General features: G+C 49.1%; 17 protein-coding genes and 2 pseudogenes. 7 read left to right on the forward strand and 12 right to left on the reverse strand.

The features are described from left to right. Nucleotides 1-77 precede the first annotated feature (77 nt). The 3 genes from FP815_10065 to FP815_10075 are packed head-to-tail and all read right to left on the reverse strand — an operon-like array spanning nucleotide 78 to nucleotide 3,381. Entirely contained in the window at nucleotides 78-1,469 is a 1,392-nt protein-coding gene (locus FP815_10065; GenBank protein ID MBA3015282.1) for a hypothetical protein, read from the reverse strand. Nucleotides 1,470-1,492: 23 nt separating this feature from the next. Further along, the gene (locus tag FP815_10070; GenBank protein MBA3015283.1) at nucleotides 1,493-2,731 is read right to left on the reverse strand and encodes a glycosyltransferase; all 1,239 of its coding nucleotides are present in this window, start codon (nucleotides 2,729-2,731) and stop codon (nucleotides 1,493-1,495) included. Further along, entirely contained in the window at nucleotides 2,728-3,381 is a 654-nt protein-coding gene (locus FP815_10075; protein MBA3015284.1) for a hypothetical protein, read from the reverse strand. The genes FP815_10070 and FP815_10075 overlap by 4 nt, the downstream gene beginning before the upstream one ends. Nucleotides 3,382-3,997: 616 nt before the next feature. On the opposite strand from FP815_10075, the gene FP815_10080 reads away from it, so the two are divergent. Beyond that, nucleotides 3,998-5,113 (forward strand): OmpA family protein, encoded by a 1,116-nt coding sequence (locus tag FP815_10080; GenBank protein MBA3015285.1) that lies wholly within the window; start codon nucleotides 3,998-4,000, stop codon nucleotides 5,111-5,113. A 151-nt stretch (nucleotides 5,114-5,264) separates the two neighbouring features. Here FP815_10080 and FP815_10085 read toward each other — a convergent pair whose 3' ends face one another. The 6 genes from FP815_10085 to thiF all read right to left on the reverse strand — a co-directional run bounded on the left by FP815_10085 (nucleotide 5,265) and on the right by thiF (nucleotide 10,304). Then, a complete protein-coding gene (locus FP815_10085) occupies nucleotides 5,265-5,777 on the reverse strand; it encodes a DUF721 domain-containing protein (GenBank protein MBA3015286.1) in 513 nt (170 codons plus the stop codon). 194 nt (nucleotides 5,778-5,971) lie between these two features. Then, nucleotides 5,972-7,261 carry an IMP cyclohydrolase gene (locus FP815_10090; GenBank protein ID MBA3015287.1) on the reverse strand — a complete coding sequence of 430 codons (1,290 nt, stop codon included), beginning with the start codon at nucleotides 7,259-7,261 and terminating at the stop codon, nucleotides 5,972-5,974. Between the two features lie 115 nt (nucleotides 7,262-7,376). Continuing rightward, nucleotides 7,377-8,486, reverse strand: a complete 1,110-nt coding sequence (gene thiH / locus FP815_10095; protein ID MBA3015288.1) for a 2-iminoacetate synthase ThiH — start codon at nucleotides 8,484-8,486, stop codon at nucleotides 7,377-7,379. After that, nucleotides 8,486-9,253, reverse strand: coding sequence for a thiazole synthase (locus FP815_10100; GenBank protein ID MBA3015289.1), 768 nt, complete (start codon nucleotides 9,251-9,253; stop codon nucleotides 8,486-8,488). Before FP815_10100 ends, thiH begins: the two co-directional genes overlap by 1 nt. Before the next feature lies 1 nt (nucleotide 9,254). Further along, entirely contained in the window at nucleotides 9,255-9,476 is a 222-nt protein-coding gene (gene thiS / locus FP815_10105; protein ID MBA3015290.1) for a sulfur carrier protein ThiS, read from the reverse strand. Nucleotides 9,477-9,506: 30 nt separating this feature from the next. Next, complete coding sequence (thiF, locus tag FP815_10110; protein ID MBA3015291.1) at nucleotides 9,507-10,304, reverse strand: sulfur carrier protein ThiS adenylyltransferase ThiF; 798 nt, start codon at nucleotides 10,302-10,304, stop codon at nucleotides 9,507-9,509. A 291-nt stretch (nucleotides 10,305-10,595) separates the two neighbouring features. Between thiF and FP815_10115 the strand changes: the two are divergent. Continuing rightward, nucleotides 10,596-10,990 (forward strand): annotated as a pseudogene (locus FP815_10115) (YkgJ family cysteine cluster protein). Between the two features lie 17 nt (nucleotides 10,991-11,007). Here the strand turns inward: FP815_10115 and FP815_10120 are convergent. The 3 genes and pseudogenes from FP815_10120 to FP815_10130 form a co-directional block, all read right to left on the reverse strand. Next, entirely contained in the window at nucleotides 11,008-11,358 is a 351-nt protein-coding gene (locus FP815_10120) for a hypothetical protein (GenBank protein MBA3015292.1), read from the reverse strand. A 183-nt stretch (nucleotides 11,359-11,541) separates the two neighbouring features. Continuing rightward, a complete protein-coding gene (locus tag FP815_10125) occupies nucleotides 11,542-13,023 on the reverse strand; it encodes an FAD-binding protein (protein MBA3015293.1) in 1,482 nt (493 codons plus the stop codon). A 72-nt stretch (nucleotides 13,024-13,095) separates the two neighbouring features. Further along, nucleotides 13,096-14,089, reverse strand: a pseudogene (locus FP815_10130) (integron integrase). A gap of 438 nt (nucleotides 14,090-14,527) precedes the next feature. Between FP815_10130 and FP815_10135 the strand changes: the two are divergent. From FP815_10135 to FP815_10155, 5 genes are all read left to right on the forward strand, one after another. Then, complete coding sequence (locus FP815_10135) at nucleotides 14,528-14,836, forward strand: transposase (GenBank protein MBA3015294.1); 309 nt, start codon at nucleotides 14,528-14,530, stop codon at nucleotides 14,834-14,836. A gap of 101 nt (nucleotides 14,837-14,937) precedes the next feature. Beyond that, complete coding sequence (locus tag FP815_10140) at nucleotides 14,938-15,843, forward strand: transposase family protein (protein MBA3015295.1); 906 nt, start codon at nucleotides 14,938-14,940, stop codon at nucleotides 15,841-15,843. Between the two features lie 54 nt (nucleotides 15,844-15,897). Next, nucleotides 15,898-16,653, forward strand: coding sequence for a hypothetical protein (locus FP815_10145; protein ID MBA3015296.1), 756 nt, complete (start codon nucleotides 15,898-15,900; stop codon nucleotides 16,651-16,653). Between the two features lie 284 nt (nucleotides 16,654-16,937). After that, complete coding sequence (locus tag FP815_10150) at nucleotides 16,938-17,528, forward strand: hypothetical protein (protein MBA3015297.1); 591 nt, start codon at nucleotides 16,938-16,940, stop codon at nucleotides 17,526-17,528. Between the two features lie 102 nt (nucleotides 17,529-17,630). Then, complete coding sequence (locus FP815_10155; protein MBA3015298.1) at nucleotides 17,631-18,341, forward strand: hypothetical protein; 711 nt, start codon at nucleotides 17,631-17,633, stop codon at nucleotides 18,339-18,341. Nucleotides 18,342-18,487: the final 146 nt, after the last annotated feature.

An 18,487-nucleotide genomic window follows, 5' to 3' on the forward strand; every position in this document is an offset into this window, starting at 1 on the left:
GAATCATCGCTTGATGCATGAGAGACTAGCCGTTAAGTTAACTGTCAACCGTAACCCGATAACCCGACTTTATATTTTCATTGTGAGTTCGGTAACAAGGGGCCTTCCAGAGGTAACGAAGGAAGATCTCGGCATCCGGCTCGCTCTCCCTCCTCTTGCAGCCACCTAAGGTCTTTCCAATGGAGCCTCCGCCCGTTATCGGCGAAATGCGGGTCTGTGGATCGATACCTCTGCTCTACAAAATTCAGCGCCTGGAGAGAGTGATACATTTGAGAGCGAACTCTTTCACATCTATCCAAACCCCATCGAGCCGCAATAGAATCCCTTGGATCGTAAGAGAGCCATAGAGAATTTTTCACGACATAATCCAGGGAGATTTCCTGCTTGAGACCAATTGCAATGAGCACTCCCTCCATCGTCTTTTTGAAAGACTCTTCATCAAGATCATTATCCTTGATAATCTTCAACAGCTGCTCAATCTCAAAAACGATCATCCCATCGCGACTGGGCGTGCTGTACACCTCCCAGAGATACGAGCCCTCGGCACATCGCCCCTTCTGCTGACAATGGCGAAATCCTTCATCAACCAGGGCCACCCTCTCTTGCAGATAGCGATGTATTGATTCCATGATCTTGCCGACCTTCTCCGCCGGATCGTAAGGTGTAGGGTCAATTCTCCGCGCCACCGCCTGATCAAAGAGTTCTCCTGGAAAACAAAACCCGGGACTGTACTGCTCTACCGAGTAATAAGGATGTTCAGTCTCCGGCAGATAGCTCCATCGTCCCCCGGTGTTAATCGGCCAACAGAACCGAACCACCCCGGAACCGGCATCGGCATCAGGCCATGGTGAAAAATAACTCCTCTGCCGTAATTTTCTTACCTTCCTGGGGACTGTTGCCTCCCAGGTCTGGACCGGTGAATACATCCTGCCATCGAGTACGATACTCCCCACCATTCCGGCGTGCCCCTCAGGCACAATGGAAACCGTGCCGGCAAGGAGTGAGCTAGGGCTGATACGAATGGGATACGTATCCGTTGGCAGGGTCTTGGTGGTCGTTCCGGAGAGCACATACTCAAGGCCCGCCCGGAATCGCCGATCCCGCTGCCAGTCCCGATGAGTCGGCAGATGTGCCAAGGTCGTTGACCAGTGGCCGTACATACTGCCATCACCCATCGTTGCAGCGGCAGGAAGATGAGCAATCCGAGCATAAATCCAGCGGATAGCATAGGGGACATCAGCACAGTCGACAGGGATGCCGTACCGGATAAAGAAGTCTTCGGAGATCGTCTCCTCCACCCAGGCAGCAAAGCGCTGTTCTTCAGCAACATCCCAGCGCCGCGACCCGACCTGCCAGACCTGATCAGAAGATTCCGCAACAGCGCTGGCCGGGGAATCACCAACCCAACAGAACACGACCCAAGTCATGAAGATAAGGGTGCGACACACCATACCCAGCATATTTCCCATCTCCCGCCTTAATGTAAGGAAACTCAGATATATATAGTTGAAGAGTCCTCCCGTGAACTCAAGATATGAAACATCGTCAGATATTCCCTGAGTTGCCGGGTAAGCAAAAAATACTCCCGTACGAATTCACGTGCTTCATCCCCCATACTATTTCGCAAGGAATCATGATGGAGCAAGAAGCGAATACGGTGTGCCGCACCTTCGGGCGTGTTGACTAAAAAACCAGTGTGGTAGTTCACCACTTGCAGACGAATACCACCAACATCTCCACCGATGACCGGCTTCCCTTTCCACAGACCTTCGGTAACCGTAAGGCCGAACCCTTCCCTGGTCGATTTCTGGATCACGATATCAGCAAGCCGTTGCAGGGCGTTGATAGTTCGGTGGGCATCGGCTGGCAGCAGGAGGACATGGATATCGGGATCACCTGCCGCGGCCTCCATCACCTCATCAAGCACCTCCTTTCCTTCAGGATCATCACTGGCGCCACCCCCGGCAAGGACCAACTGCACTGGTTGGATCGCCCGAACAAGTCGATACGCGGCAATAACACCAAGAGGATCCTTAAAACGATCGAAACGAGATATCTGTACCAGAAGCGGTTTGTCAGGATCAAGATTGTAGCGATGCCTCACAGTAGCCAGTTCTTCGGCATCAAGATCCATATTTTTCGGACTTAACGGATCAATACTCGGCGAGATGAGAAACTGGGGATGCGGCAGCGGCTGGGCAAATTGCGGCATGGAAAAAATACTCGCATCATAACCGGAGACAAAAGGCAACAACCCCCGCCAGACCGACCGCGCAGGACGGCTGACATCGATATGCCCCCGCCAGATCCATTTCCCTCGTCGATTCGGGCACAACCCGAGCAGACCGGCGGGTTGGGGATCGTGAATCACCACCAGATCGGCATCCTCGAGAATTGGGCGCAAGCGGATGGCGTTATCTTCATTCACCTCTCGATATATCTGCCACTCCTGGTCACTGATAGTCACTGGAAAACCCTGAAGACCATTATGGAATTTCTTGGTAACGGGGAAAAAATCTCCATTGCCCGAGATCACCTCCCACTGGGCGTCAAGCCCTATATCTCTCATCAGCGGGACCATCCAATCAAGGATCTCTGCCACTCCGCCACCTTCTTTGGTCGAGTTGACATGCACCACCTTTTTACCGGACAGACGATCGCCCAATTGTCTGAGCTGACTGATAACCGATGCGCTTACCACACCTTCATAGGAAGAGAGAAGTTTAGTCATGACGCACCGCCTTTATCACGATCAAGAATGGTCACCAACGCGTTCCGAAGTTCACTTAAGGTAAAAAAAGCAAAATCGATTTTCTGTAATTTCCGACACCAATCCTCCTGATCGGGAAAACTGGCAAGCCACGCCGAAAAATCGTCACATCCGATAGGATCGCGTCGCCGAGCCTCCATGAAATGGTAGTAAATGCTGCCATTGGTCATTTTCTCGATAGCAGCAGGCAACTCTTCCGGTGAAGAAATCCTCCCCCCGGTATCGAATACGATAGTGACCGCCTCAGTAAAGAACAATTCCCCTCCATTCTGGCACGAAGGAACAAAAGGAACCTCGCTCAACCGCTCATCAAGGATATCAAGAACAAGTTCACGCAACTCCTCAAGGTCTGTATAAATATAAGGATTGATAATACCAAGCCGTTCCGCAAGCACACGGTCTCCCAACTGCAGCAGCGCCCACACGGCAAAATCGTTGCGAGAATCCGGGTTATCAAAGGAAGGGACAAGCGGGGTTTCACAAAAATGATGATAAAGCACGTCCTGCTTGCAATTCGCCAGACGTTGCCGCAACTCCCGGAGATTAATAGCGGGAGGAACCCCGCTCGTTCTGCTGAGAAGCGTGCAGTCCTGAATAATGAACTCTTTCACAATGGCGCCTCCTGTTAGCAAAAAATCGCTGTCGTTCAAAGTGCACGAAAGGGGTGCAGGAATGATATATCTAAAACGAAAACAGCGAATGAATGATAGGGCCGTCTGTTCTCCCTGAAAAGGGGGCGGTAACCTTGATTGATGCTGCCTGTAAAAACAAAGGCCGTTAGACTGGAATGGCTGCAGAAGTAAAGGTCAGCGTGAGACACTTAACTCTCTCTGCCCCATGTAACCCTCTTAATTTATAGCAGGAGTGACCAGATCTGGTCAACCATTTTCGAGATTTTGAAGATTAAAACCAGCAAAATTATAGGCAATTAACGCTTATTAAAAAGCATTATTTCAGCTATCCCTAATCACTGAACCCATTTTTTTTATTTGCCAATCAAAAATATTTCTTGCCTATTGACCAGATATCAAACTAGGATTATAGACACACATTGTTCAAAATAGATTAAAGATCTCTTCATTACTGGTGACAACTCCACTGGAAATTTCAGACATCCATTGCTTGACATAAGAATTGTTACCAACTAGTTTGAATACTACATTTGCTTTACAGGATTAGGATGGTATCTCACCGTCCTCGTTATAGAATTTAACTAAGGAGGAAAAAATGAAAAAAATTACGTCCCTGATGTTCACACTTTTTATGGCCATGCTGGTGACAGCCTGTGGCAATAAAAACATTCCAGCCCCATTCTCTCCAACCGACTTGAATGCCAAAGTCGCAAGCGGTGAGTACGTTCAAAAAGTGGACAATTTCGTTGTCCTCTTTGATGCGTCATCATCCATGTATATGGACAGAACTTGGGAGAGCAAGCTCGAAAAGGCCAAATTGGTGGCCAACAATATGAACAACACCATTCCGGCCGGCCTTACCCTTCAGTCCGCACTCCGGGTATTTGGACCAAACAATTGCGACAAGCAAGAATGCACTCTTAATCAATCCATGTCCGCCTATAGCAAAGACAGTTATGGTCAGACGATCTCGGCAATCACCAAAGCTGCTGGCTTGACCCCCATGTCCCCTGCTATTTCCACTTCATCCTCAGATCTGAGCCCAGCCAAGGGAGACATTGCTGTAATCGTAATCAGCGATGGCCTTGCAAACGTTGATGGTCCTGCCGCCGTAGCTGCTCAAGCCTTGAAAGACACCTATAAAGATCGAGTGTGCGTCTACACTATCCTGATTGGCGACGACGCTGAAGGCAAGGCTGTAATGGATGCCGTTGCCAAGGCCAGTGGTTGTGGTTTCGCAACCGATGAAAACGCAGTATCCACTCCCGAAGGAATGGCCACATTTGTTGAAAAAGTCTTCTTGAAACCAGCTGAGAGAAAGGCATGTCCTCCTCCGCCTCCTGCCCCGGAGAAGCAGACCTTCACCGTTGAGCTGAAGGTTGAGTTTGATTTTGACAAATCCTTCATCAGACCTCAATACTACAAGGAACTGCTTGCCTTTGGTGACTTTATCCGTCAACACCCCAAGCACACAGTTAACCTTGAAGGCCATACCGATAACTACGGCACTGAGAAGTATAATGCAAAACTCTCTCAGCGTCGTGCTGATGCCGTGCGGGCCTTCCTCCTTAAGAACTTCAGTGGCACCATCGACGCGGCAAGGCTGACCACCACCGCCCATGCCTTCAATAAGCCGATTGCCACCAATGACACTAAAGAAGGACGTCAGAAGAATCGTCGTGTATTCGCGACCTTTACCTACCAGGAATAGTAGGTTCATTACCAAGTAAGCTACCAGAGGCCAGTTGATCCTGGCAGCTTACTAAAAAAAAAGGCCTCACGGAGAAGTCACCGTGGGGCCTTTTTTTTTATGTTTTTTATGGGTGTATTATCATCACCAAGCAAACGGAAATCAGCGTGACTCACCTTTTTTGATGCATGATCAGCCACACCCGGATCATACTCTGCTTGAGTTCCTGATCGGCAATAGAACTCAGCATCCTGGTAAATTCGGTCAACTTTTCCTGATCAACTACCAATGGCTGGAGAGAAGCCGAGCGGTTCTGATGTTGTTTATTGACCAATGAAGGATCGAGCGCAAGCCTCAACTCGGTCAGGCGCAAGCTGCCCTGCTGTCCAAAACCGGACAGAACATCCCTTTCAGAATCAGCTTCGCCTAAGCGAAGATTAATGGCCTCAAGCAGATACTGACGTTCGTACTGGAGTTGCTGCATCCATATCGAATCGCAGACCCCAACCCACAACACTGTCCCCCTGATCACCTGTGGCTGGGCACGCCGGGCAATATCCACTCCAACAACATCATCCCAAAAGGTAAAAACCTGATGCAACCGCATCCGAGATTGCCATGACTTACTGACCACAAGGTTTGAGATCAGATTATCAAGCTTGATAGGCCCCTCAGCCTTTGCCATATCTCCATCCCATTTCTGAATAAGGCAAGGACCGGTGTGACGTCCAGTTAGTTGCCATCGCTTTCAAAGGCCAAAACGTACTGTGGGCACCGCCCACAAAAAGGGGTGCCCACAGTACACAAGGTATTAGACTAAATGACATTAATGCCCTGCCATCGGGCACCACCATCACCCATAATCCGGCAACAAATTTATCAATGCTTAAATGACCGCTGCCCGGTAAACTTCATGGCCACCTGTGGTGTCGCCTCATTACAGGCCTCAATGGTTTCAAAATCCCGCATTGAACCACCTGCTTGAAGGATAGCGGTCACACCCTGACGAATACCGACATCGGCTCCATCACGGAAGGGAAAGAAGGCATCGGAAATCATTACCGAACCCGGCAAATCGGCACGATCTGCTTTGGTACGTTCATCAATTGCAACCTGGTCGGATTTTGGTCGTTTGCCCTTTTCAATCTCCAGAGTCAAGTCGCCATAAGGAATGCCATAGGCATCAAAACAGAGGATATCGGCGTATTTGATATAGGCCTTGTGCACGGCGATCTCAGCCACACCCACCCGATCTTGTTCTCCGGTGCCAATACCGACCGTGCAACCGTCCTTCACATAGATCACTGAATTCGAGGTCACGCCATGCTCAACTGCCCAACCGAAGAGCATATCGTCAATCTCCCGCTGGGTTGGCTCACGCTTAACCGCATAATCGACTCCCTTAAACGTGTTGACCGCCGGTTTCAGGTCGGCAACTGTACGGATGGAATTAACCGCCGACTGCTGAACGATAATACCACCATCGATCAAACGCTTGAAATCGACAAAACGGAACTTCTCAAATTCAGCCAATTTATCGATACGGCTGATCTTAATCACCCGGAGATTCTTACGGGTCTGAAGAATGGCCAAGGCTCCGTCGTCAAACTCAGGCGCCACAACTACTTCCAGATAATTCCGGCTGATGGCCTCAGCCGTTGCCTTGTCGCAAGCGCGATTCAAGACAACACAGCCACCGAAAGCGGCGATGCGGTCGGAACGATTAGCCCGGTCATATGCCTGACTCAATGAGTCGCCAAGAGATACGCCACAAGGATTATTATGCTTGAGTATTGCGGCTGCCGGTCTATCCATCATGTACTTAATGATATTCAGGCCGTTATCAATATCGGTAAGATTGATCTTACCAGGATGCTTGCCAACCTGAAGCATATCCTCAACAGCAATCCCGCTGACTAATCCATGGCCAGGTTCGATGAAGCGACACTCCCCCAAGGCCAGATTACCATTCACCAGCTCAAAGAGGGCCGCCTCCTGATCGGGGTTCTCACCATACCGCACACCCCGCTCGTCAATGGTGCCGTCTTCCATAGGGATCTTCCAGGTCTTCTTGCGATAGACCAAGGTCTGATCACCGAAGGAAATTTTCATCTCCATAGGGAAATGGTCACCAAGGATGGTTGAATACATCTTTTTTAAATCAGCCATTACATTGCTCCTGTCTATTAATAAAGTGATAGTGGCGCCCACTCCAAAGAAGTGCTCGCTTACGATCACAACCCAAAGAGGACACAATCAAAAAAAATTTCGTTACTGAATCAGCTCACAATGCTTGAAAACAAGCATCCCAATCCTTGCGCACCGGGTCATACCCCTGACCCTGAATCGCAGCACATACTTCAGCTACCGAACGAATATCATCGACAGTAAACTGCTCATCAGAGTCTTCCCCTTCGGCATACCCGCCAGGTGAGGTGCAGGAACCGGCAGAATATCGAGTCGGCCCTAAACCAACCATCCCATTACGGTACCTGGCCTCCTCCCTGGTGGAAAGAAGCAGCCCAACATCATGATCAAAGATTCGCAAGGCAAAGATAAGCTGGCTTAGATCGCGCTCCGACACCGGCGCCAAGGCCCGAAACCCACCTTCCGCCGGACGAATCCTGGGAAATGAGACGGTAAATCCCGTGCGCCAGAATCGTTTCCTCAACCACGACAGGTGAAGACCCAAGACCAATCCTTCAGTCCGCCAATCCCCCAAGCCGAGCAAGGTCCCGATACCGACTTCACGCATACCGGCAGCAGCCGCCCGTTCCGGGGTCGCTAAGCGATAGGTGTAATCTGCTTTATTCCCTGAAAGATGTAATTGTTGATACAATTCAGGGTTGTACGTCTCCTGATACACCGCCACGCTGGTAATCCCTGCGGCAAATACTCGCGCGTATTCAGCCTCTGTCAATGGCTGAATCTCAATAGAGAGAGAGGCAAATCGATCTTTTAAGCGCTCAGCCACCTGTTCAATATATTCAACACCCATCATCTTCGGGGCCTCGCCTGAGACCAGAAGCAGATGGTTGACGCCACGATTTTTAAGGGTATCGGCCTCTTTTTCCACTTCTTCGAGGGTCAACCGGCGGCGACGGATCGGATGTTCCGCTGAAAAACCACAATAGAGACAGCGATTGGTGCAATAGTTGGAGACGTAAAGCGGGGCATAGATCTGAACCACCCGACCAAAGCGCTGCCTGGTGATGGTTTGGGATTTGGCAGCCATCACAGCAAGATGCTCATCCGCTCTTGGCGAGACAAGCGCTGCCAAATCGTTTAGCGAAAGCACCTCGGCGCGAAGTGCGCGCTGTACATCTTCGTTGGTACGCGTGGCGATAAGACGCGCCAAGTCGCGGTAATCAGGGAGAGAAAATGTGGTAGCCATCAGCGGATAAAATCAAGACCCGTCTGCGGGGATGATGCCTCCGCCTCATCCGAGACTGCGCCGAGTCCAGATTCAAACGCCACTCGCCCGGCAATAACAGCCAAGCGGAAGGCATCCGCCATCCGCACTGGATCACCGGCCACAGCAATCGCGGTGTTAACCAACACCGCATCGGCGCCCATCTCCATAGCATCAGCCGCATGGGAAGGAGCGCCAAGCCCTGCATCCACCACCACCGGCACCCTGGCCTGAGAGATGATAATCTCGATCTGATACCGAGTAACCAAACCCCGATTAGTACCGATAGGCGCAGCAAGCGGCATGACCGCAGCCGCCCCGACATCCTGCAACCGTAACGCCAGAATCGGATCGGCATTAATATAAGGAAGCACAACAAAGCCATCTTTAACCAGCTCCTCGGTGGCAAACAAGGTATCCACCGGATCGGGCAGCAAGGTACGGGGGTCGGGCGTTACTTCGAGTTTGACCCAATCTCCACCGCCGGAAGCCCTGGACAATCGAGCCAGGCGAACGGCCTCACTCGCATTGCGCGCCCCGGCAGTATTGGGAAGGAAGAAGAATTTGTTGCGATCAAGAACCTGCATGATGTCATCGGTCGGATCATTTAAATCGATGCGCCGAAGGGCCACGGTCACCATCTCACACCCCGAGGCATCAAGGGCTTGACGCATGACATCCGCCGATGAAAATTTTCCTGTTCCAGTAAATAAGCGCGAGGCAAAGGTTTTGCCAGCTATGGTTAGCATTTCAACCGCCCCCGATAAAACGAATTAATTCCAGCTCACACCCTTCGGTCAACTGTTTGGAAGGGTAATCGGCTCGGGTCAGGATCTGACCGTCAAGTTCGACCACGACAGTTTCAGGGTCAAAGCCCAAGGCCTTGACATATTCCGAGACCGACACACCAACCGGCGCCTCCTTCTCTTCTCCATTCACAAGTATTTTCATAAGTAATGTTTTATGACTCATTTAAAGTAGTAATCACGTTGTAGCTTACCGTTACCCCAAGCCCAACAAAATCCTAAGCACCTGATTCGCCTGATGATGAGCGGCAATACCAACCCGAGGGGCCATCAATCCCTGCCCCGGTTTGGCTTCTGCTGCGCCGTCGCCAACAACATAGACATTCGGGCGGATCTTTCTGGTAACAATCAGATTGTTATCATCAAATCCTGCCAATCCCGAAGCGCCGACATACCCGACCCCAGGAAGTTCCTTTAATACCGTCCGCAAGGCAGTCGCCTTCATCCTAGCCCCGTCAAAGCACTCAACCAGGACATCAACCTGCTGAAACACGTAAGGAATATTAGTTTCCGTCAACTCGTCGTCAAAGATTTCCACTTTGACATAGGGATTGATTCTGGCCAGATTCTGCCGCATGGCCTCAGTCTTTTTCATCCCTACCTGATCGACAAAGAACTGCTGCCGATTCAGATTACTGGGTTCGACCACATCATAATCAGCAAGAAGTATCGATCCCACACCGATCCGGGCCAAGGCAATAGACACCACCGACCCCAAACCACCAAGCCCCATAATGCCGATGGCGCGATCCTTAATTTTTTCCTGCACCCCAGGGGTATGCCGGGCATAGAGCAGGTGCTCCATCTCCGTATGACCAATCTGCTCTCCACGCTTGATGAGCCAGCACTGATCACCATCCTTCACCTCTATCGAAGCAGACACAGGAAAACCATTGACAATAAAAACATCTGCCTCGGGTTTAATCTGCCTGGCCAGATCCTCAAGGTGAATTCCAGGCTGGAACTCATAGGGTCTTTCATTGACCTTCAGCATTGTCCGCTCCTCCAGCCGGGGCGAAATCCACAAAATGAGAGGTTCTATAAAATCATCAAAGACAGAAGATAATACTCAACTCATGGCGGGGAGGGTAGAATTTTTTTGCTTCCATGTGCAAATATCCGGGCAGCAACACCCCACAGACCACAAAAGCCACGGCATCACACCTAACGAAAATGGTATTTTTTAGTGACAGCGGAGGAGAAATTGGTAATATTCTCCGCTCCGCAAACTGATTGACGCACCACGTAACTAATCCATGAATTCCCAATCTTCTCAATCATTACGATGAAAAGCAGAAACTACCAGGGTGTTGATATCAACGAACCCGCCACCTGGATTCAATTCAAAAAACACCTCTGCCAGGACTGCCAGGCCGGATGCTGCACCCTGCCGGTGGAGGTGCGAACCAAAGACTTGGTTCGCATGGAGATCATAGATCCCTTTGAAGCCGATGAACCGCCAAAAAAATCGCCCAGAGGTTGATGAAGGCTGGCGTTATTGACCACTTTAACTTCAAGAACACCATCTTCTCTCTGGCGCGCAAGGCTAACGATGACTGCATTTATATCGACAGCGCATCTCGCCGGTGCACGATTTACGAGAAACGCCCGGACACCTGCCGCAACCATCCGGCCATCGGCCCCCGTTCCGGCTTCTGCGCCTACAGCAAGCAAGGCTAGCTAAGGTGATCAGGGAATTAACAGCCTTCAACCTTCTTTGGCGTCTTCTTTTTTGCCGGCTTGGCAACCAAAGATTTCATATAGGCGATCAAATCCTGCATCTCCTCACCATCAACGGCAATCGCTTTTCCACCCAAGGGCCGTTCAATGCACATATTAACAAACTCAGCCAAGTTCCCTTTTTCAGCCAGATCAGGGCTTAAGTTCTTTCCGCCCGGATGACAGGTAACACAACTTTTTCCGGTGGTTCCGCCCCCAAGTGTTGGACTCTCAAAAAGGGCCTTGCCCTTATCGACGTTAGCGGCATAGGCCACAGTCAGACTCCCTGCCATCAAAACGGCTGTCATCAGAACCAATGTCTTGTTCATAGAATCCCCTCTACGGTAAAGATTAATGCCCCTTCAACGATTTATCTCACTGGTCCATGGCCACCATGAATTTCAAGTAATAAACCACTGAAACATTCACAGATATCGATAATACAACCGTGACCCAACCAGCGACTTCTCTTTTTCCGATACCATGCCGAAAAAATCATCACAAGTCGATTATTACTCCTCATCCTCGCACACAATATCCTGCCCACAAGTACACGCCCTGCCCTTGAAGCTGAAAAAGAATGTAAGCCCCTTGCGTACGGTATCTGAAAATATCTTCTTGGCATACACTGAGCCAACCACCTTCTTGTTGATCTCTCCCAAGGTCGGATAAGGATGAATGGCGGAAGCAATGCGAGACAGCCCTACCCCACCATTCATAATAGCCACCCATTCGCTTAATAGATCCCCGGCATGAGGCCCCAGAATCTGCACACCAAGCGGCTTCTCCCGATGATCAAGCAGCAGTTTGATTCGACCGACACCATCACCTTCGGCCAGACCCCGATCATTACTGCTAAACTCTTCACTCCATACCGAATAGTCAATACCGGCAGCCTGTGCCCTCTTCTCATTCATGCCAATACTGGCAAGCTCCGGATGAGTATAGGTGCACCAGGGCACATAGGTATAATCAGTCTTTTTGGGCAGATGAAATATGGCATTGCTCAAGACCACACCTCCTTCATACCCTGCCACATGGGTGAATTGATACCCACCAATAACATCGCCTGCGGCATAGATGTGCTTGTGACTGGTCTTGAGATACCTGTTGACCGTGATCCCCTGACGATCATATAGAACCCCGATCTTTTCAAGCCCAAGGCCTGAGACATTGGGACTGCGGCCAAGGGCCACCAGAATCGTTTCAACCCTGATCGTGCCAACCTCCCCACCCTCCTGCTGAACTACAACCTCACGTTCGCGGCCCAAATCTCCCACCCGGAGCACAGAGGTATTCATCAAAAACCTCACTCCTTCCTGCTCCAAAACCTGCTGCACCACATCGGCCAGATCCTGATCTTCCTTGCTCAATATCTGACCGCTCCGTTGAATCACCGTCACCTTTGTACCAAGCCGGCAAAAGGCTTGTGCCATTTCTATGGCGATTGGGCCAGCGCCAAGAATAACCATCGAACCGGGAAGGGAATCCAAATAGAAGATGTCGCGATTAGTCAAATATGGAGTGCTGTCAAGCCCTTCAATCGGCGGCACCGCAGAGGATGAACCGGTGGCGATCACCCAGGTTTTGGCGGAAATGGTCTTGCCGCCCAAGGTAATCGCGTGCTCGTCGCGGAACTCAGGATTGCCGAATTCCACCTTCGCGCCCAGCTTGCAGAACCTCTCCACCGAATCGTGCTTCTGGATAACACTGATCACCGACCTGATCCGGGCTGAAACATCCTTAAAATCAACAGGTGGCGGCGTGATGGCAGGAAGGCCGAATTTCGGCCCATTTTTCATCAGATGATAGACATGGGCCGTCTTGATCAGAGTTTTACTGGGCACGCAGCCATAATGGAGGCAATCCCCGCCCAAGGCCTCTTCTTTTTCAATGAGCAAGGTCTTGGCGCCAAGTTGAGACGCCCCGGAAGCTACAGTGAGTCCGGCAGCGCCGCCACCAATTATCCCGATGTCGTAATCAAAGTTAGCCACCATCAACACTCCCGGATTATTTTGGTTCAATGAGAAAACATTTGACAAACAACCCCTAATACACCATAGAACTTACAGTCGATCAAGAGGACTTTGTAAGTTGCGGATATCTCTAGCCATCACGTGGGTATAAATTTCAGTGGTTTTCACATCCGCATGGCCCAGCAGTTCCTGAAGTACCCGAATATTCACCCCGTTCTCCAACATATGAGTGGCAAAACTGTGCCGCAGGGTGTGGCAACCTATCTTCTTGTCAATCCCGGCCACCTGCGAGGCATTTTTCACCGCTTTCTGTAAGCCGCTCTCAATAACATGATGGCGCATCACCTTGCCAGACCTGGGGTCGACAGAGCGATCGCGTGAAGGGAATACCCACTGCCATCCAGTCTCCTTCGAAGCGCTTTTATATTTGCGAGCCAACGCCTCTGGCATTGTTACTTCACCGAAGCCTTCTTCAAGATCACGGTGATGCAGCTTTTTAACCGCTTCGATATGGGAGTGAAACTCATCACGAATGTTCCGGGGTAGAACAGTGGTCCGATCCTTGCCTCCTTTGCCGCCCCGTACAAAGATAAGGTTCTGACCGAAATCAACATCCTGCACGCGGAGACGGAAACACTCCATCAACCTCAGTCCAGCGCCGTAAAGCAGTCGGGCCATGAGCAGGTGCTTACCTTCCATAGCCGCAAAAAGGCGTTGAACTTCGGACTGAATAAGCACAGTGGGCGGGCCTGGCGATTCGTTTACTACGAATAGGTGAGATTTGGCCGTCAAGGGGCTTGTCGAGCACATCTCTGTATAGAAAAACCAGCGCGTTTAGGGCTTGACGCTGGGTCGCTGCCGAGACCTTACCTTCTGTGACGAGAGAGGACAGAAAAATTTCTACCTCCTTAGCCCCCAAAGTATTGGGGTGGGTCTTGCCGCCAAAGTGATGTATGTAGCGTAAAATCCACTGGCAGTAAGTTTTTTCAGTGCTATATGCGTAGTGATGATAGCGAAGTACCTCACGAGTTTGATCCATCAGCTTGAGCTTGGGATTAGGACGGAACTTTGGTTTATTTTCCATATTTGCCCTCTTAATATCGTAATAAGTGGAAAAATAGATCGTAATGGTAATAAGTGGACTGACAATGCCCACTTATTCCATATTATACTCTTTAATATCACAATAAGTGGAAAATTTGTCCGTATATAGTATGTGATATGCTGGACTACTTTCCACTTATTCAACTGTTAGCGCCAAAATGAGTGATCATGGAAAAAACAGTAAGAGATAAATTGGTCGAAAAATTAAGATCAATAAAAAATCAGGGCCTTATGTTTTTTGAGAGAGCCTCTTTAGATCTCGATGGATGCACATTTGGAACTGACCAGTTTGGAAAAGTTGCAAAAGACGAATTTTGGAATCAACTAGAACCGTCTAACCAAGAACTTGTGTTTTGGCTCAGCGTGAATTGGACTTTTGGTTCGTTTGTGATAAACCATCACGAACGGAGGAAAGTCCATGCGAAAGAAGCGTCACAATTACACCCCAGAAGAAAAAGTTTCCATTTTGAGACGTCACCTGATCGAGCGTATCCCAGTATCCGACCTGTGTGACGAGCAACAACTTCAGCCCACGACTTTTTACCTTTGGCAGAAGCAGTTTTTCGAGAACGGAGCCGCAGCATTTGCCTGTAACGACCGCCCTCAAAAGCGTGCTGAAGAAGTCAAAATCCAGCAGCTTGAGGCCAAACTAAGCAGAAAGCACGAAGTTCTCTCCGAACTGATGGAGGAACACATCAAGCTAAAAAAAGAACTTGGGGAGCTCTAACCGGCGGCTGGGTTCCTCATGACATTCGCGACGCCATTGTTGATTATACCAAGGAGTGGAGCGACAAGGCGGATATCCACCTAAAGTGCTTCATCTCCTGGCTGTCGGTCTCAAAGAGCAAGTTTTACACCTGGGTCGAGCGGTACGGCAAAGCGAACGAACACAATGCCCCTATTCCTCGCGATTTCTGGCTTGAATCCTGGGAACAGGAAGCCATTGTCAGGTTTGCCCTCGACAACCCGCTTGAGGGATATCGGCGCCTGACTTTTATGATGCTGGATCAGAATATCGTGGCCGTCAGCCCCTCAAGCACCTGGCGTGTTTTAACAAAGGCAGGCCTGCTGAAAAAGTGGAACCAAAAACCATCTCTCAGGGGAACCGGGTTCGTTCAGCCTCTGCTGCCTTTTGAACATTGGCATGTTGATGTCTCTCACCTCAACATCCGTGGCACCTTCTACTACCTGTGCAGCTTTCTGGATGGGTGCAGTCGTTCAATCATCCATTGGGAAATCAGAGAGCAGATGACTGAGAGAGACGTAGAAATCATACTCGAAAGAGCAAAGGAGAAATACCCGGCAGCCAGACCTCGGATCATTTCCGACAACGGGCCTCAGTTCATTGCCAAAGATTTCAAGGAGTTCATCAGAATTTCAGGAATGACCCATGTGCGAACTTCACCCTTTTATCCGCAGTCAAACGGCAAACTGGAGCGGTTCCACAAAACCATCAAAAGTGAATGCATTCGTCCCGGAGTTCCGCTTTCCCTTGACGATGGCCGCAGAATTGTCGAGAAGTACATTGAGCACTACAACACCGTCAGGCTTCACAGCGCCATTGGCTACGTTACCCCGGCCGACAAGCTGAATGGCCGGGAAAAAGAAATATTCAAAGAGCGAGACAGAAAACTTGAAGAGGCCAGAGAACTGAGAAAGCAAAAACGGCAAAAAGCTTTCTCTGAAATCATGAGCCCAGGGCAAGCTGATTTACCATTAAGTCAGACGGGCTAAAAGTCCATTTCCGACTGAGGCGGAACACTTGCCCAGGAGCTAATCACAAAAGTGGTGAATGAAACACCTTTGATAGCTGAGTGTGCAAGACTAACTCCTTACCTTTCTCAAACTGATCAAATTGAAATAGGACATGCGATTAAGGGTATTAGGTCAGCGCTACGCCTACGTCAGTATCGCTATTGGGGGCCGAACGTTCTTCATGACGAAGGATATGTTCTTGGTGTTGAACCCGCTGGGCAGTCAGATGATGACGGCATCAGTGATGAAGATTCAAAGAACATTTTTTTAGAGTGTTATGATCGAATTTTGGGAATTGTTGAGTTGTTAAACCCAATTACTATAGAAACAGCCAAAGACAATATAATAGCTACAAACCAATCCAAGACCACATTCAGGCCAGACACTGCATTTGTAATGATGTGGATGGATGAAAAAAAATATGAACTAGAAGATGTGCACAATACAGTAAAAAAATGCTTTGAAAAAATTGGCGTTGAAGCGGAACGAGCTGACGACATAGAACACGATGGGAAAATCACAGAAAAAATAATTGAGAAAATCAAATCCGCTGAGTTTTTATTTGCCGATTTAACAGGAGCGAGGCCTAATGTCTACTATGAGGTGGGTTTTGCTCATGCCTTAAGTAAAAGGGTAATTCTTTTCAGGAAAAAAGGCGAATCTCTTCATTTCGATTTGGCTGGTTATAATTGCCCTGAGTATAAAAATATGTCTGATCTAGAAAATAAGCTCTCAGCTAGGCTGGAAAGCATGACAGGAAAAACCGTAAAAAATAGAAAAATGCGCTAACCAATCATTGCAGTGGAAAATCAGGGGTTTGGTTTATCGAGATACCATTGTTAATTCCAACGTTCGTAGTTTTAAACAAACTCATCGTATCCCCTGTTTTCCACTGAATTCAAACGATAAGAGAGACCGCTCGCAAAGCTCGCAAGCGGTCTCTCTTATCGTCGCCGGATGCTTCGCTATTGTGGCCTGATTGGTTCCGCGCTTCGCGCTCCACCTATCAGGCCAATAGAGCCGACTGCGATTCTCGCGGCTCATCCGGCGACGTTAGGCCTTCAAGGGAAACTATGAACTACGGCGAAGAACTCACTTACTGGTATCTACGACTTAATGGTTTTTTTCCAATCTCGAACTTTGTTGTCCATAAATCGCAAAGCGTTCTTTATTCATCTGACGTCGATTTATTGGCAGTGCGGCCGCCATACGTTTTCGAGGAAATAGGTGGTCGGCCTGAAGATTGGGACGAATATCTAACTGAAAATCTTGATTTTGGACGTCAGGTTGGTCTTATCTGTGAAGTTAAGACTGGCAGGTTTAAAGAAGCACGAATCTTTCGCGCTGAGCAGTTGCATTACACGCTACCGAGGCTTGGACTGGTCGCCCAGAAAGAAGTTGAGCAAATCCTTGAAACACTGAAAATGTCACCATCCATAAATATTGGAGGTGCCACTATCGCGAAGTTATTTATCTCCGAAGCGGAGCACACTAACGGCCCATACCTAAACCGAACATTGCAGCAAATTGAGGATTTTTTAGCCGATAGAGTTCGTCGATATCCTCTTGAAAAATATGCAGATAGGATGTTTTTCCCTTCGCACACATTTCAATTCATCATTGCTCAGGTATATCGCTCAATTGAAAAACGAAAAACGGGCTAACACGGCAATAAACCTGACTGGAAATAGCCGCGTTCTTAAAATCTGGTAAATCTCGGCCAGCAGGTTATTACAAACGTTGGGCACAAGGGGAGACCATATTAAATGGCAGAGAATGACAACGAGCATGACGTTACCGCAAACCAAAAGACGACGCTTCAAAATGCATCTAGTTTGGCCGCAGTCAAAGTAATTCTTGAGTTTGTAAGCAAGTGTTTTTATCCCGCAATCACGGCTGCGGTTCTTGTAATGCTCTGGACGCCATTGAGTTCGATCGATATTAGCGGACTCATACTACGTCTTCAATCTGTAAAAGCCGGAAACTACGAGTTAGCATTTAGTCAAGCTCAGGATGTCGGAGCAGAAATTGCTCCGTTGAACGGCCGTATTGCGGAGCTAGAGCGAATTGTAGCGTCTTTGCAGACTGACTTGAAGAGAACACAAGAGGTGACGAAGGTCACGCTACCTCAGCAGGAAGTCCAGGCACGCAAGAATCAAGATGAAAAGTTCAAAGCAAATTCACAGTACACAATTCTCGTCTTTCACAGACGAGAAAGTCGGGACCCTGCAAATTTGATAACTCAGGCCCTCTTGAAGGGCGGGTATGTGTCTTCCGACACAGAAACTGACTTCTCTGAGTTGAAGAAGGTAACGCCAAGTCCAAATTTGATATTCATCACATATACTGTTGCTGGACAGCAAGTGCTTGAAGAAGTTGAAGCACTTGTTCGTTCTGTGGCACCTAATGCTGAAGTTAGGTACAATCCGCAACCGATATCACTTCGGCGCGGAGATATTCAAGTAATGGCATTCTAGGAATGTGGCCCAACGAATAAGGTTAGATTGTGAGAGCGCAGCGAACCACAATCTGAACCGTTTGTTGGACAAGCCCGGCTACTATATATAGAAAAGAGCTTTTGAGAGGGAGTCTGCCAGATCAGGCAAAAGAAAGGACGGGATAC

It is taken from the genome of Desulfobulbaceae bacterium (genome assembly GCA_013792005.1).
In the GTDB taxonomy this organism is placed as follows: Bacteria; Desulfobacterota; Desulfobulbia; order Desulfobulbales; family VMSU01; genus VMSU01.

Coding starts and splice junctions, on each gene's coding strand:
- FP815_10070 (MBA3015283.1), bottom strand. CDS start 2,731: ATGACTAAACTTCTCTCTTCCTATGAAGGTGTGGTAAGCGCATCGGTT.
- FP815_10135 (MBA3015294.1), top strand. CDS start 14,528: ATGCGAAAGAAGCGTCACAATTACACCCCAGAAGAAAAAGTTTCCATT.
- FP815_10085 (MBA3015286.1), bottom strand. CDS start 5,777: ATGGCAAAGGCTGAGGGGCCTATCAAGCTTGATAATCTGATCTCAAAC.
- FP815_10065 (MBA3015282.1), bottom strand. CDS start 1,469: ATGGGAAATATGCTGGGTATGGTGTGTCGCACCCTTATCTTCATGACT.
- FP815_10155 (MBA3015298.1), top strand. CDS start 17,631: ATGGCAGAGAATGACAACGAGCATGACGTTACCGCAAACCAAAAGACG.
- FP815_10080 (MBA3015285.1), top strand. CDS start 3,998: ATGAAAAAAATTACGTCCCTGATGTTCACACTTTTTATGGCCATGCTG.
- FP815_10120 (MBA3015292.1), bottom strand. CDS start 11,358: ATGAACAAGACATTGGTTCTGATGACAGCCGTTTTGATGGCAGGGAGT.
- FP815_10100 (MBA3015289.1), bottom strand. CDS start 9,253: ATGCTAACCATAGCTGGCAAAACCTTTGCCTCGCGCTTATTTACTGGA.
- thiH (MBA3015288.1), bottom strand. CDS start 8,486: ATGGCTACCACATTTTCTCTCCCTGATTACCGCGACTTGGCGCGTCTT.
- FP815_10150 (MBA3015297.1), top strand. CDS start 16,938: ATGAACTACGGCGAAGAACTCACTTACTGGTATCTACGACTTAATGGT.
- thiS (MBA3015290.1), bottom strand. CDS start 9,476: ATGAGTCATAAAACATTACTTATGAAAATACTTGTGAATGGAGAAGAG.
- thiF (MBA3015291.1), bottom strand. CDS start 10,304: ATGCTGAAGGTCAATGAAAGACCCTATGAGTTCCAGCCTGGAATTCAC.
- FP815_10090 (MBA3015287.1), bottom strand. CDS start 7,261: ATGGCTGATTTAAAAAAGATGTATTCAACCATCCTTGGTGACCATTTC.